The 11,563-nt window shown below is 67.1% G+C and carries 15 protein-coding genes, 1 tRNA gene, 1 other RNA gene and 2 pseudogenes; 9 read left to right on the top strand and 10 right to left on the bottom strand.

What is annotated here, in order from left to right:
• Nucleotides 1-13: 13 nt before the first annotated feature.
• Nucleotides 14-286, bottom strand: a complete 273-nt coding sequence (locus JFN87_RS34500) for a hypothetical protein (protein ID WP_245178811.1) — start codon at nt 284-286, stop codon at nt 14-16.
• Between the two features lie 149 nt (nt 287-435).
• Nucleotides 436-714: a ribbon-helix-helix domain-containing protein gene (locus JFN87_RS05755; RefSeq protein ID WP_209338786.1), complete on the bottom strand. Its 279-nt coding sequence runs from the start codon at nt 712-714 to the stop codon at nt 436-438.
• A 344-nt stretch (nt 715-1,058) separates the two neighbouring features.
• Between JFN87_RS05755 and JFN87_RS33500 the strand changes: the two genes are divergently transcribed.
• Together JFN87_RS33500 and JFN87_RS05745 are read left to right on the top strand one after the other, a co-directional pair.
• The gene (locus JFN87_RS33500; protein ID WP_245178810.1) at nt 1,059-1,670 is read left to right on the top strand and encodes a hypothetical protein; all 612 of its coding nucleotides are present in this window, start codon (nt 1,059-1,061) and stop codon (nt 1,668-1,670) included.
• Nucleotides 1,667-1,927 (top strand): DNA-binding protein, encoded by a 261-nt coding sequence (locus JFN87_RS05745; protein WP_209338785.1) that lies wholly within the window; start codon nt 1,667-1,669, stop codon nt 1,925-1,927. Before JFN87_RS33500 ends, JFN87_RS05745 begins: the two co-directional genes overlap by 4 nt.
• Before the next feature lie 241 nt (nt 1,928-2,168).
• Here the strand turns inward: JFN87_RS05745 and JFN87_RS05740 are convergent, their stop codons facing one another.
• Both JFN87_RS05740 and JFN87_RS05735 read right to left on the bottom strand, forming a co-directional pair.
• Nucleotides 2,169-2,414: a tautomerase family protein gene (locus JFN87_RS05740; protein ID WP_209338784.1), complete on the bottom strand. Its 246-nt coding sequence runs from the start codon at nt 2,412-2,414 to the stop codon at nt 2,169-2,171.
• Between the two features lie 71 nt (nt 2,415-2,485).
• Nucleotides 2,486-2,863: a YybH family protein gene (locus JFN87_RS05735; protein WP_209338783.1), complete on the bottom strand. Its 378-nt coding sequence runs from the start codon at nt 2,861-2,863 to the stop codon at nt 2,486-2,488.
• Between the two features lie 123 nt (nt 2,864-2,986).
• Between JFN87_RS05735 and JFN87_RS05730 the strand changes: the two genes are divergently transcribed.
• Nucleotides 2,987-3,835, top strand: a complete 849-nt coding sequence (locus JFN87_RS05730; protein ID WP_209338782.1) for a helix-turn-helix domain-containing protein — start codon at nt 2,987-2,989, stop codon at nt 3,833-3,835.
• A gap of 64 nt (nt 3,836-3,899) precedes the next feature.
• On the opposite strand, the gene JFN87_RS34495 is transcribed toward JFN87_RS05730, so the two are convergent.
• On the bottom strand, nt 3,900-4,094 hold the full coding sequence (locus JFN87_RS34495) for a MerR family transcriptional regulator (protein ID WP_372449191.1): 195 nt from the start codon (nt 4,092-4,094) through the stop codon (nt 3,900-3,902).
• A 98-nt stretch (nt 4,095-4,192) separates the two neighbouring features.
• Nucleotides 4,193-4,255, bottom strand: a pseudogene (locus JFN87_RS34490) (hypothetical protein); the annotation flags it as partial.
• Nucleotides 4,256-4,322: 67 nt separating this feature from the next.
• Here JFN87_RS34490 and JFN87_RS05720 point away from each other — a divergent pair.
• Entirely contained in the window at nt 4,323-5,585 is a 1,263-nt protein-coding gene (locus JFN87_RS05720) for an MFS transporter (RefSeq protein ID WP_245178809.1), read from the top strand.
• A gap of 53 nt (nt 5,586-5,638) precedes the next feature.
• Here JFN87_RS05720 and JFN87_RS05715 read toward each other — a convergent pair whose 3' ends face one another.
• Entirely contained in the window at nt 5,639-6,244 is a 606-nt protein-coding gene (locus tag JFN87_RS05715) for a hypothetical protein (protein WP_209338780.1), read from the bottom strand.
• Between the two features lie 222 nt (nt 6,245-6,466).
• Here JFN87_RS05715 and JFN87_RS05710 point away from each other — a divergent pair, with 222 nt between their 5' ends.
• From JFN87_RS05710 to JFN87_RS05700, 3 genes are all read left to right on the top strand, one after another.
• Nucleotides 6,467-6,775 (top strand): transposase, encoded by a 309-nt coding sequence (locus tag JFN87_RS05710; RefSeq protein ID WP_209338779.1) that lies wholly within the window; start codon nt 6,467-6,469, stop codon nt 6,773-6,775.
• Nucleotides 6,772-7,644, top strand: a complete 873-nt coding sequence (locus JFN87_RS05705; protein WP_307865318.1) for an IS3 family transposase — start codon at nt 6,772-6,774, stop codon at nt 7,642-7,644. The genes JFN87_RS05710 and JFN87_RS05705 overlap by 4 nt, the downstream gene beginning before the upstream one ends.
• Nucleotides 7,645-7,780: 136 nt before the next feature.
• Complete coding sequence (locus JFN87_RS05700; RefSeq protein WP_209338778.1) at nt 7,781-7,981, top strand: hypothetical protein; 201 nt, start codon at nt 7,781-7,783, stop codon at nt 7,979-7,981.
• 186 nt (nt 7,982-8,167) lie between these two features.
• Here JFN87_RS05700 and JFN87_RS34275 read toward each other — a convergent pair whose 3' ends face one another.
• From JFN87_RS34275 to JFN87_RS05690, 3 genes and pseudogenes are all read right to left on the bottom strand, one after another.
• Nucleotides 8,168-8,314, bottom strand: coding sequence for a DUF397 domain-containing protein (locus tag JFN87_RS34275; RefSeq protein WP_307865317.1), 147 nt, complete (start codon nt 8,312-8,314; stop codon nt 8,168-8,170).
• Nucleotides 8,315-8,582: 268 nt separating this feature from the next.
• Nucleotides 8,583-8,705 (bottom strand): annotated as a pseudogene (locus JFN87_RS33495) (Scr1 family TA system antitoxin-like transcriptional regulator); the annotation flags it as partial.
• 532 nt (nt 8,706-9,237) lie between these two features.
• Nucleotides 9,238-9,322: transfer RNA gene (locus JFN87_RS05690), tRNA-Ser, on the bottom strand.
• A 73-nt stretch (nt 9,323-9,395) separates the two neighbouring features.
• Between JFN87_RS05690 and ffs the strand changes: the two genes are divergently transcribed.
• Both ffs and JFN87_RS05680 read left to right on the top strand, forming a co-directional pair.
• An RNA gene (gene ffs, locus JFN87_RS05685) (signal recognition particle sRNA small type) lies at nt 9,396-9,490 on the top strand.
• Nucleotides 9,491-9,515: 25 nt separating this feature from the next.
• On the top strand, nt 9,516-11,563 hold a 2,048-nt coding region (locus JFN87_RS05680; RefSeq protein ID WP_307865316.1), incomplete at its 3' end, for a DNA polymerase III subunit gamma and tau.

The raw sequence follows: 11,563 nt of genomic DNA, 5'->3' as shown, positions 1-11,563 counted from the left end.
CCCGCGCCGCCGATCACAGGGGCTTGACGACGATCGACTCCGGGACCAGCTTTTCTAGATCGTCCGCATCCGATGTGAATAGGGTGACCTGCCCTTTCTGCTGCCGGGCGATGACCGCAAGCACGGCGTCGATCGCGTATTCATGGCCGTGAAGCTTGGCATCGGCCAGCAGACGGCGCGCCTGGCGGGCCTCGTCCTTCCCGATATCGGCGACCTTGAGCCGGGAGAGTACCCAGTCCCATCGCTGCTCGGTGGTTCTGCCGTCATATGCTTCTACCAGCGTCATGGGAGACGTGACCACCTCAGCTTCGCCCCGCGCTGCGAGGTCGAGCCAAGAGATCATCTTTCGGTCTCCACGCACAGCAAGAGACAGAGCTTCGCAGTCGAGTACGAAGACGCGCGGTGCCCGTGGCCTGCGCCGATCGGCCCGCTTCTTCACGCAGCTTCCCCGGCGTGGTGTCCACCGGTGGTCCGGCGGCGCTCGTGTTCGGTGTCGAGATCTTCCAGTTCCTCCAGTGCTGCCGCGCGCTCGTCCTCGCTGACCGGGCCGTGTTCCTCCTGCAGCCAGTCGACCAGCTCCAGCAGCCGGTCTCGGTCGCGTTTGTAGCGCAGGGCTTCTGCGACGTAGGAGGAGAGTCCCCGCTCGGCCGCATCAGCGCGGATCTCGTCCAGGAGGTCCTCGGGGATCGTCACCGTCACCTTTTTGGTTGCCATACAAGTCACCATACTCCCGGTGTAGCTGCTCTTACCAAGAAGCAGATGTGATCGATGACCCAAGGGGACCGGAGGCCAACCCATGGGCCTTCCCACGCATGGCCTCTGGGCTGTGCGGCTTCACTCGGTCACGGCGTGCCATTCACTCTCTCCAGCGCATGCTGCTAGGCAGGCGGATGGATGCCCTCCGCAATGGTGAACCTCCTCCCGTTGGCGGAACAAAGGGAGGAGAGGCCATGTCCTTGCTGCCTTCGGCGGACATCTTCAGGTCGATCGAGCTAAGGGCTCCGGAGTTGCTCGGTGGGCAATTGATCTGCCCGCACGCACCCGGGGAAAGGTGCTTGGTGAGCGAGCACCTCACACTCTCGGAGGCGAAGGAAGCGGCAGCACGAGGAGCCACTGACGTTGCGCTGCGGGATGCGTTGTGGCGGTGTGTGGGGCGAGATGCTCACAGCGACGTGCCGAATCTGGCTCAGCGTAGCCAGTTGCTCGCGTTGTACTTCGTCATCCCCTACCTGCGGAAGTCAGCCGCGCGAGTCTCGAGAAGGCTCTGCGTCGACGTTGCAGACGTGAGGTCGGCCATGGTGTTCGGTGCTCTGTACGGCCTGGCGTTGGGCGCCCGGGCCGATGACGTCCGTGATGAGGTCGTTCGATCCGCCAATGCTGCCGGCTGGATGGTCGAGCGGGCGGATCCGGCCGAGCGCACGACGGATCCGCAAAGCCTTGTCGACCGTGCGAGCCCAATTGACGACGGCTACACGCCCATCCGCAACGAATCGGACATTCAGGTGGTCGATGGGGAGGATCCCTTGGTGAAGGAGCGTGTCGGCGGCGAGCGCATGGGCGCAACGTTGCATCGCCTCGGGGTCCTGGGTGAGTACCTCGGCTCGGATCCGAGGCTGGGGCCGGAAGGTGATGCCGACGAGGCCGTCGCAACGCAGGAGGAAGTCGAATGAGCCCCGGCGCGATGCGGCTGTCGCAGTGGCTGACTGAGCCCGTGCCCCTGCGCACGGTGGCAGATCTGCTCGGTGTGGACGCGTCAAAGGCGCCTGGACTGGTGAGGGCTCATCGCTTTCCCTGTCGCGTCACGAAGGTGAAGGGAAGATACGTGGCTTCTGCCGCTGACGTGATGCAGGCGATGGGGATCGACGATCCGATCGTGCGGACCGGGGACCTGCTGGCCGGAGCTGATTTCGCCCGGCGGTGGGACTGACGATCTGCTCCGGACGGAGCCGGACGGGGGCGAATGAGACCAGAACTGAGACCACCGCGCCCCGCAGCCGAGGCGGACCTTGACCGACGGGCAGTGGGCGTTGATCGAACCACTGGTCAGAACCGGACCAGTTGTCGGTGGCGGCTCCTGCCGCACGATCTTCCGGCCTGGCCGGCGGTGTTCTACTGCTTCGCCCTGTGGCGCGAGGACGGTGCCACCGCCGACGGGCTGCGAGGCGTGCTCAGTGCTGACTGGCGACGAGTGCCCGGAGCCCGGCAAGCGAGGTCGACTCTCCTCCGACGATCAAGTCGCCGTCAGGCACGTCGAAGAACCGCACCCATACCCGGTTGAGGTCGTTCGGCTGCTGCCGGTCGCGGGATCCTTCGAGCTCGAGGATCGCTGTGGTGATCGCGTGCTCGAGATTGTGCTTGGCGTTGGTGTCCAATGCGCCGGACAGCGTGGTGATCTCGACGTAGTACAGCGGCAAGGTGGGTTCGCCGGTACCTGTGGAGAACGCGCCTGCGGCATGAGGTGGTTGGGACCTGGCCAGCAGGTGGGTCAGTTCGTGCCACCCGGGTTGAGGACGGCCAGTCGCCACGATCCGGTCTCGTCGCGTCGTGCGATGTTGGCCGTTGTGCCCGCCAAGTCCGCACGGCCGGTCGGCGTGTCGATTTCGAGCACCCAGTCGATGAGCAGCAGCGCCACGTCATCGGCTTCGAGGACCACGCGCGGCGTGTTGTGCAAAACTGCCTTCGCCGTGATCATCCCGGCAAGGTCCGCCTCGATCGCCTTGCGGTCGGTCAGGACATCGCCCTGCGGTGTTCGGCTCACCGCGGTGTCGGCGAGCAACTCCATCAGCCTGGGAAGGTCACCGTCGTTGAGGCGGCTGTCGAAGGCCGCAGAAAGGTCGAGTGCGGTCGAGATCATGGTCGCCATGGGTTCCTCCCTCGGCTGCCCGAGCCGGGCGGCCGCGCGTATTTGTCTGACGTCCACGACGTTAGGTTGGGAGATCGGGCGCGACGTAGGTGAGGAAGACACGACATTGTGGATAGTGGACAAGTGATCTGGCAGGTGCCGTACCAGCCTGCGGTGGGGGCTTCCCATCTCCCGGTCGAGGTGCTCACCTTCGCGGACCTGCGTCAGATGGACCGGTCGGGACGGCGTCGTGGGCTGCAACGGCCGACGTTCCATGTTTTTGCGCTCGTGGAAGCCGGCGCCGGGACGCATCGCGCCGACTTCGTCGACTACGACCTTCTGCCTGGGTCAGTCGCGTGGCTGCGCCCCGGCATGGTGCACGCGTGGACCGACGTGGACGAGGTGCAGGGCCGGCTGGTCCTCTTCACGGCCACCGCGGCGGCGGTCGCGGACTCGCTCAGCCGGTCCGGCAGGCCGATCACCTGGCACCTGGGAGCCGAACAGTTCGCCCTGGCCCGGTCGGCGGTCAACCATCTCGCCGTAGAGCACGAGGTGGCCGTCGCGAACCCCGTACTTTCTCGTCCGGCGGTTCTTCGACACGTGCTCGCCGGCCTGCTGCTCCGAGTTGCCCCCGTTCAGACGACGGTGATCCGCGCCTCCGCGACGTCGCTGTGTGGTGAGTTCGAGCGCCTGCTCGAAGAGCACGTTGTGGAACGTCGAGGCACGGCGTGGTACGCCGCGCAACTCGGTTGCAGTGCCCGCACCTTGAACCGCGCCACACAGGCCACTTTCGGTCGCAGCGCCAAGCAGCTCGCCGACGAACGTATCGCGCTCGAAGCGAAGCGCCTGCTCGCGTATACCCATCTGACCACGGCCCGAATCGCAACCAGGGTGGGCTTTGACGACCCTGGCAACTTCACAACCTTCTTCCGGCGCAACGCCGGCACGACACCGTACATCTGGCGCTCGCAGGAGCAACGAACGCAACCTTGAGCCCGACGCAACGAACCCCCCTCAGTACGTGATTGCCCCCAAGGGCTTGGGGCCGTAGCGGGACTCAGCCGTCACCTTCGGGCATGCCGGAGGCGAGCAGTTGGCAGCTGTCGAAGTTCATGCACCCGCAGTCGAGGCAGTCGGCGACGGCGTTCCGTAGGGCTTGCGTCTCCTGGATGAACTGGTCCAGTTCCGGGATCTTGCGTTCCGCAAGGGTGCGCCATTGCTTGGTGGCGCCCCGGTCGGCGTCGGAGTCCAGCAGCTGGCGGATCTCGGCGAGGGTGAATCCGGCCGCTGTGCCATTTTGATCAGGGCGATCCGCCGTAGGACGCTGGCCGGATAGACGCGTCGGCCGGCGACTCGTCGGGCGGCCGGCAGCAGGCCGAGGCTCTCGTAGTAGCGCAACGCCGAGGGCCGCACGTTGATCTGTCGCGCAAGGTCACCGATGCCCAGCTCTCGCACTGATCCCCCTTGACTTCAAGCGCGCTTGAACCACAAGTCTGACTCAGTGCCGCTTTCATCGACAGCCCGCATGTTGCCGCCGACGTATCGGCAGCTGTTCGCTCATGCCGAGTTCCGACGGTTCTTGCCGGCCCTGGCGGTCTCCAACCTCGGTGATGGGATGAGTGTGGTCGCCGTGGCGTGGTTGGCCGTTGCGATCGCGCCTCCCGGTCAGTCGGGGTTGGTTGTCGGCGCTGCGGTTGCCGCCTATGCCCTTCCCGGGGCCGCCGGCGCGCTGATCTTCGGCCGTTGGTTGCGTCGCCTGACGCCTCGGCGGTTACTGGCCACAGACAGTTGGGTCCGCATGGTGCTTCTGGGGTGTGTGCCGTGCGCCTGGATAGCGGGAGTGCTGCACCCGGTTCTCTATGTCGGCCTGCTTGCTGGGTCGTCGGTGCTGCATGCCTGGGGTAGTGCGGGCAAGTATTCCCTGATTTCCCAGATGCTTCCGCCGGATCAGCGGCTGGCAGCGAATGCGCTGATCAGTTCGAGCGCATCGGCGTCTGTCATCGTCGGTCCTGCAGTCGCCGGATTCCTGGCGGTGGTCGTCAGCCCAGCCTGGATCATCGGCCTCGATGCCATGTCCTTCGCCCTCCTTGCCGTCCAGGTGGGTCGGCTGAGCGGTGTCAAGGCGGTAGCGGCAGCTGCGTCGGTCGGCGCCCGACGGTCGGCCACCGGTCTGCGCTTGTTGCGCAGTCAGCCCGAGCTTCTCGGGATTCTCGCGTTGACGTGGTTGTTCAATTTCCTTTATGGGCCGGTGGAAGTCGCGCTCCCGCTGCATGTCACCGACGACCTTCATTCGGGTGCGAGCCTTCTTGGGCTGTACTGGACTCTCTTCGGGGTGGGTGCCGTTCTTGGCGGCCTGGCGGCCGGTGCTTTGAGCAAGCTTCCGCACTGGCCGGTCACTCTGGGGATCGTCGCTGGTTGGGGCCTGATGCTTGTGCCCTTCGGCCTGGGCGTGTCCACCGGTATCTCTCTGGTGTGCTTTGGTCTCGGCGGCATGATCTACGGGCCCTTCACGGCGCTGTCCTTCACCTTGCTCCAGAACCGCACCCCGGAAGCCTGGCTGACCACGGTCCTGGCCGTACGGGGTGCCGCCCTTCTCACCGCCTCCCCGGTGGGCACTGCGCTCGGCGGCCCGCTCAGCGCTGCCATGGGACCACGACAGGTGCTGGCCGCTTCGGGGATCGCGACCATCACCGTCGCCGTCGTTGCCACCGCGGTGCGGGCCTGGGGGAATCGTCGGGGGTGAGATCGCAGGTGCGTGTGAATGCCGGCAGCTTCGGGTGCGAGTATTCGTCAGCCTCAACGGACTTCGGAATCCAACCCGAAGCGCCGAACGATGTCCGGGTGGGTAGAGGCGGCAACATGATCGGCAAGTGGCCATGCCCGTCGCTGACGTCCGAGATCCTCGTAGCGCAGCGGCTGGTCCAGGTCGAACCCGTACGGTGAGGTGTCTGTGACAGCGGTCAGAATGCGTTCCTCGGGCCTGGGGCCCATACCGTGCAAGATCACCGTACGGCCCAGGTGGCTCGGCAGCACCACCGTCCAGAGATCTGCGAACTCCCAGCGGTGACCGACGACGGTCTCCGTGACCCGATCATGGAACTGCCACTCTTCGGTCGGCCACTTGCCGAATCGTGCAGCTTCCTCCTCAGCCACGCCATAGAGCCGGCGGAGGAGCCGCTCACGATCGGCCTCGGTGGCCAGAGGCAGGACCATGTTCAGATGCACGAAGGTCGCGGTGAGAGCGATGTCGGCACGAGCGTCTTCGGGCTTCATGATCTTGATGTGCCGGGTGTCCTCGACGGTCTGGACCATCAGTGCGGAGTCCTCGTTCCGATGCTCCAGCCAGACCGACCAGACCGGGCTACCCGGCGGGCCATCGTCCGATTCATGGAAGTCGTACAAGTCGATCCATCGATCCCCTGGCCAGGCCGCAGGGAGACCGTAGGGTATGAATCCGAGCGGGGGATGCACACGAGTCTCCATGGCTTCGAGTATCCGCCCGAATACGCCTCGCCACTGGCAGCCCAGCCCCCGAGACGCCTAAGTTACGGCTGTCGCCACTGGGCTTGATCCGCTTTGACGGACATTCGAGATCAGGGGTTCTGCCCCGGGAGGATGTCCATCATGGAGAGCATGGGGAAGAAGAAGCCACGCCCTCGCCGCTCGTTCACGCCGCAGTTCAAGGCCGAGATCGTCGAGCTGTGCCAGCGCGGTGACCGCACGGTCGGTCAGATCGCCAAGGATTTCGACCTGACCGAGACCGCGGTGCGCGACTGGGTCAAGCAGGCTGAGGTCGACGCCGGTGAGCGCGGCGGCCTGACCAGCAGCGAACGCGAGGAACTGGCCGTGCTGCGGCGGGAGAACCGCCGACTGCGCGAGGACGTCGACATCCTCAAGCGGGCCACGGCCTTCTTCGTGAAGGAGACCCGGTGACGGTTCACCCGTTCATCGAGGCGGAGAAACGTGCAGGTCACAGCATCAAACGAGCCTGTGAGCTGATGAAGGTCTCCCGAGCCGCCTACTACGCCCGCCGCACTGGCACTCCAGGTCCCCGCGCGGTCCGTGACGCCGAGTTGACCGAGCAGATCACCGCCGTCCACACCAGGTCGTGGGGAACCTACGGTGCCCCACGCGTCCACGCAGCTCTCCGGCGCGACGGCGCCGCCTGCGGGCGTCGCCGTGTTGCCCGCCTGATGCGGGCCGCCGGGCTGGCAGGCGTGCATCGCCGCCGACGCCACCTGACCACTGTTCCCGACCTCCGGGCCGCCACCCGTCCCGACCTCATCGCCCGGGGCTTTCAGCCCGACCCCGCCGGGCTGGACGCCCGCTGGTGCGGCGACATCACCTACATCCCGACCGACGAGGGCTGGCTCTACCTGGCCACCGTCATCGACATCGCCTCACGCCGCGTCGTCGGCTGGGAAACCGCCGACCACATGCGCACCGATCTGGTCGCCGACGCCCTGACCGCCGCCTGCCGGCAGCGTCGCCCGAAGCGATCGGTGATCTTCCACTCGGACCGCGGAAGCCAGTACACCAGCCAGAAATTCGCGGCCCTGGCAGACCAGTTCGGAGTGCGTCTGTCGGTTGGCCGCACCGGGCAGTGTTGGGACAACGCGCTGGCCGAATCGTTCTTCGCCACCATCAAGCGCGAACTGCTCGACACGATCACCTGGACCACTCGGGCCACCGCACGCACCGCGATCTTCGACTTCATCGAGAGCTGGTACAACTTGAACCGACTGCACAGCAGCCTCGGCTACCTCAGTCCTGCCGACTACGAGACCGCACTCACAGCCTGACCACCACACCAATGGTGTCCGTCAAAGCGGAACAAGCTCAGTGGTGCGGCCCCGCGTAGCGGCGGCCGGTCCGATGCCCGACGACTTCGTGCCCGGTGAGGTTGTTTCCCGTGGCAAGCAGACAGGCAGGAAAACGATGTCGTTCGCCGGAATGACGCTGATACTCCAGTTCTTCGCCATGGTCTTCGCGTGCCTGGGGCTCTTCGGCATGTTCACCAAGCGCAATCCTCCGGCACTGCTCACCCGCATCGCGCCAGCGACCACGCTGTTGACGGCGGTCGGCCTGGTCGTGTTCGCGGTCGCCCTGCGGGACGGCTGGGTGGACGTCCACCGCTGACTCATCGGTCGGCCCGCCCAACAAAGCGCAACGACCGACGGATCCGTCATGCCCGCCACTCCGACATCGCACGGCACGAACCTCACGAACCTACGGCGGACCACGAGAGCTTTGGCCATACGCCCGAGTTTGACCCGAACGTGGCCAGGCCCGGCGGGACCTGGTCACCAAGCCGGAGACGGGACATCAGGCGCCGATGCGGCCGCCACGTACGCCTTCAACGAGGGCGGCGAAGTGCTCGGGCTCGATCAGCAGGACGGGGCCGCCGGCGTTCTTCGAGTCGCGGATGGCGACCGCCCCGGTGGAGGTATGGGTCAGGTCCGCGATCTCCACTCAGTTGTTGCCGAAGCCACTGCCGTAGGAGGACTTGAACCAGGTGGCCACACCGTCCAGGTCGGGTGCTGTGAGCTTGCGGGTGCGTGTGGTCATTCTGTGATCTCTCGCGATAGTTGATGCAGGAACTTCGAGGTGTCCTCGGATGGGAAGGACGACGCCACCAGGGCGTTGAACTGCCGCGAGAACTCCGCGACTTCGCGCGGGTGTCGGAGACAGACGACGCGCCCCAGGCGTTGTCCACCTGGACCGTGGTGGGCAGCATGTCACCGAGGTGAAGGATGCTGAAGTCGCTTACCGCGTTGTACCCGCTCACGGTGTGGGGGAGTACCTGAACGGTCACGTTGTCGAGCCCGGCCAGTCTGGTGATCTCGTCGTACTGCTCGCGCATCACGTCGGGGCCGCCGACGAGGTAGCGCAGCGCCCGGTCGTGACCCGGTCACGCAGCTGCCTGATCCGCTCTGCCAGGGCGCTGTACTTCGCGGACCCTGGTTCGACGTCCTTTTTCGAGGGCTGCCCTGATGTGGTCGAGGACTCCGGCATACACGGCGGCCGCCTTCCCCCGTCGTCGTCCCCGGTCGGGCTTCGGCGGATGAGGGTCAGCAGCTCCTTGAGGATGGTGGTGCCTTGGGTTTCCAGAAAGAAGGCTTCCTTCTGGGAGGCGGCCAGGAGAAGGAGTGGACGTGGGCATCGACGAGCCCGCCGGCCTTGCCGGGGACGGTCATGGTGATTTTGGACTCGGTGCAGACGACCACCACGATCCCGGCGGTTCTGATCGTTGGCACGGAGCAGCCCGAGCTTGTCCGTGGAGGTCCAGGGCTGTCCGCCCCGTGCAACTTAGACCAGAACTGAGACCACACACGTCGATGGCCCCCGCTGCGAGCAGCGGGGGCCATCGACGTTATGCCCGGTGAGAGCATGAGCGGAGGATACGAGATTCGAACTCGTGAGGGGTTGCCCCCAACACGCTTTCCAAGCGTGCGCCCTAGGCCTCTAGGCGAATCCTCCGCTGAGAACCATACAAGACCGCGGGGAGTGCTCGCGAACTCGTTGGGAGGGCCTCCGATCAGGTACTGTGTGCGGAGCCCCTCACGTGGCGCTATCTGACTGAACTCCCCCAGGGCCGGAAGGCAGCAAGGGTAGGTTGGCTCTGGCGGGTGCGTGGGGGGCGTTGTCATAGGTGGCGGATATCGTCGTAGGCGTGTCCTCGCTTGCGCTGTACCGCCGCTATCGTCCCGAGACCTTCGCCGAGGTCATCGGGCAGGAGCACGTGACCGACCCCCTCCAGCAGGCCCTGCGGAACAACCGCGTCAACCATGCGTACCTGTTCAGCGGCCCGCGCGGATGTGGCAAGACGACCAGTGCGCGGATCCTCGCGCGCTGTCTCAACTGTGTGCAGGGACCCACGCCGACGCCCTGCGGCGAGTGCCAGTCCTGTCGTGACCTCGCGCGCAACGGCCCCGGGTCCATCGACGTCATCGAGATCGACGCCGCTTCGCACGGTGGCGTGGACGACGCCCGTGACCTGCGGGAAAAGGCGTTCTTCGGCCCGGCAGGCAGCCGCTACAAGATCTACATCATCGACGAGGCGCACATGGTCACCTCGGCGGGGTTCAACGCCCTGCTGAAGGTCGTCGAGGAGCCGCCCGAGCATCTGAAGTTCATCTTCGCCACGACGGAGCCCGAGAAGGTCATCGGGACCATCCGGTCGCGTACCCATCACTACCCCTTCCGGCTCGTGCCTCCCGGGACCCTGCGCGAGTACCTGTCCGACGTGTGCGGGCGCGAGGGGATCCCGGTGGCCGACGGGGTGCTGCCGCTCGTCGTGCGTGCCGGCGCCGGGTCCGTCCGCGACTCCATGTCGGTGATGGACCAGCTGCTCGCCGGGGCCGCCGAGGACGGTGTGACGTATGCCATGGCCACCGGCCTCCTCGGTTATACGGACGGCTCCCTGCTTGACTCGGTGGTGGACGCGTTCGCGGCCGGTGACGGCGCGGCGGCCTTCGAGGTGGTCGACCGGGTCATCGAAGGGGGCAACGACCCCCGCCGCTTCGTCGCCGACCTGCTGGAGCGCCTGCGTGACCTGGTGATTCTCGCGGCCGTTCCCGACGCGCTCGAGAAGGGCCTCATCGACGCACCCGCCGATCTGGTCGAGCGCATGCAGGCGCAGGCGTCCGTCTTCGGGGCGGCGGAGCTGTCGCGGGCCGCCGATCTCGTCAATACGGGATTGACGGAGATGCGCGGCGCCACCTCGCCACGGTTGCAGCTCGAGTTGATCTGCGCGCGCGTGCTGCTGCCCGCGGCCTTCGACGACGAGCGTTCGGTGCGTACACGGCTCGAGCGCCTGGAGCGGGGCGTGGCCGCCGGTACGGCCATGGCGGCCGCCGAGTACACGCCGCCGCCCCGGCCGTCCGGGCCCGAGGGACCTGGAACGGTCACCGCCGAGTACGTACCTGAGACGGCCCAGCCGCACGCGCCCCAGCCATTGCAGCAACGTCAGCCTCAGTCCCCTGAGCCGGCTCCCGCGCCCGAGTTCCCGCCCTCGCAGCCGTCGGCCGCCCCGCCCGCCGAGGGGGGCGGAGGTGCGCGGAGGCCCGGGGGCTGGCCCACGGCTGGCGGGGGAGGCGGCGCCGCACGCGGTGGTGGCGCGCCCGGTGGTGGTTCCGCGCCGGCCCAGCCGTCCGCGCCGTCCTCCGGCGGTGATCCGTCCAACCCCGCGGCCGGCGCGGGACAGGTGCGCAACATGTGGCCGGACATCCTGGAGGCGGTCAAGAACCGCCGTCGCTTCACCTGGATCCTCCTCAGCCAGAACGCGCAGGTGACCGGGTTCGACGGCACCACGCTCCAGGTCGGCTTCCTCAACGCCGGCGCGCGCGACAACTTCGTGAGCAGCGGCAGCGAGGACGTGCTGCGGCAGGCCCTGTCCGAGCAGTTCAACGTGCAGTGGAAGATCGAGGCGATCGTCGATCCGTCCGGCGGTTCCAACCCGCCGACGGCGGGCGGCGGCAGCGGCGCAGGACCCGGCGGGTACGGCGGGTACGGCGGCGGCGGGGCGGCTCCCGGGGGATACGGTCCGGGCCCCGGCGGCCCTGGCGGCCCCGGTAATCCCGGTGGTAGTGGCGGGCCCGGCGGTCCTGGCGGGGCGTCCGGCTCCGGCTCCGGCTCCGGGGGAGCGTCCGGCCCCGGAGCCGGTGGGCGTCCGGCCGGCCAGGGGCCTGGGTCTGGGCCCGGGCCGGGCCCGGCGCCCGG

This window comes from Streptomyces montanisoli, assembly GCF_017813245.1.
In the GTDB taxonomy this organism is placed as follows: domain Bacteria; phylum Actinomycetota; class Actinomycetes; order Streptomycetales; family Streptomycetaceae; genus Streptomyces; species Streptomyces montanisoli.
This window is presented reverse-complemented; position numbering and strand designations above follow the sequence as displayed.

Coding starts and splice junctions, on each gene's coding strand:
- JFN87_RS34500 (WP_245178811.1), bottom strand. CDS start 286: ATGACGCTGGTAGAAGCATATGACGGCAGAACCACCGAGCAGCGATGG.
- JFN87_RS05700 (WP_209338778.1), top strand. CDS start 7,781: ATGTCGTTCGCCGGAATGACGCTGATACTCCAGTTCTTCGCCATGGTC.
- JFN87_RS05710 (WP_209338779.1), top strand. CDS start 6,467: ATGGAGAGCATGGGGAAGAAGAAGCCACGCCCTCGCCGCTCGTTCACG.
- JFN87_RS05745 (WP_209338785.1), top strand. CDS start 1,667: ATGAGCCCCGGCGCGATGCGGCTGTCGCAGTGGCTGACTGAGCCCGTG.
- JFN87_RS05735 (WP_209338783.1), bottom strand. CDS start 2,863: ATGGCGACCATGATCTCGACCGCACTCGACCTTTCTGCGGCCTTCGAC.
- JFN87_RS05755 (WP_209338786.1), bottom strand. CDS start 714: ATGGCAACCAAAAAGGTGACGGTGACGATCCCCGAGGACCTCCTGGAC.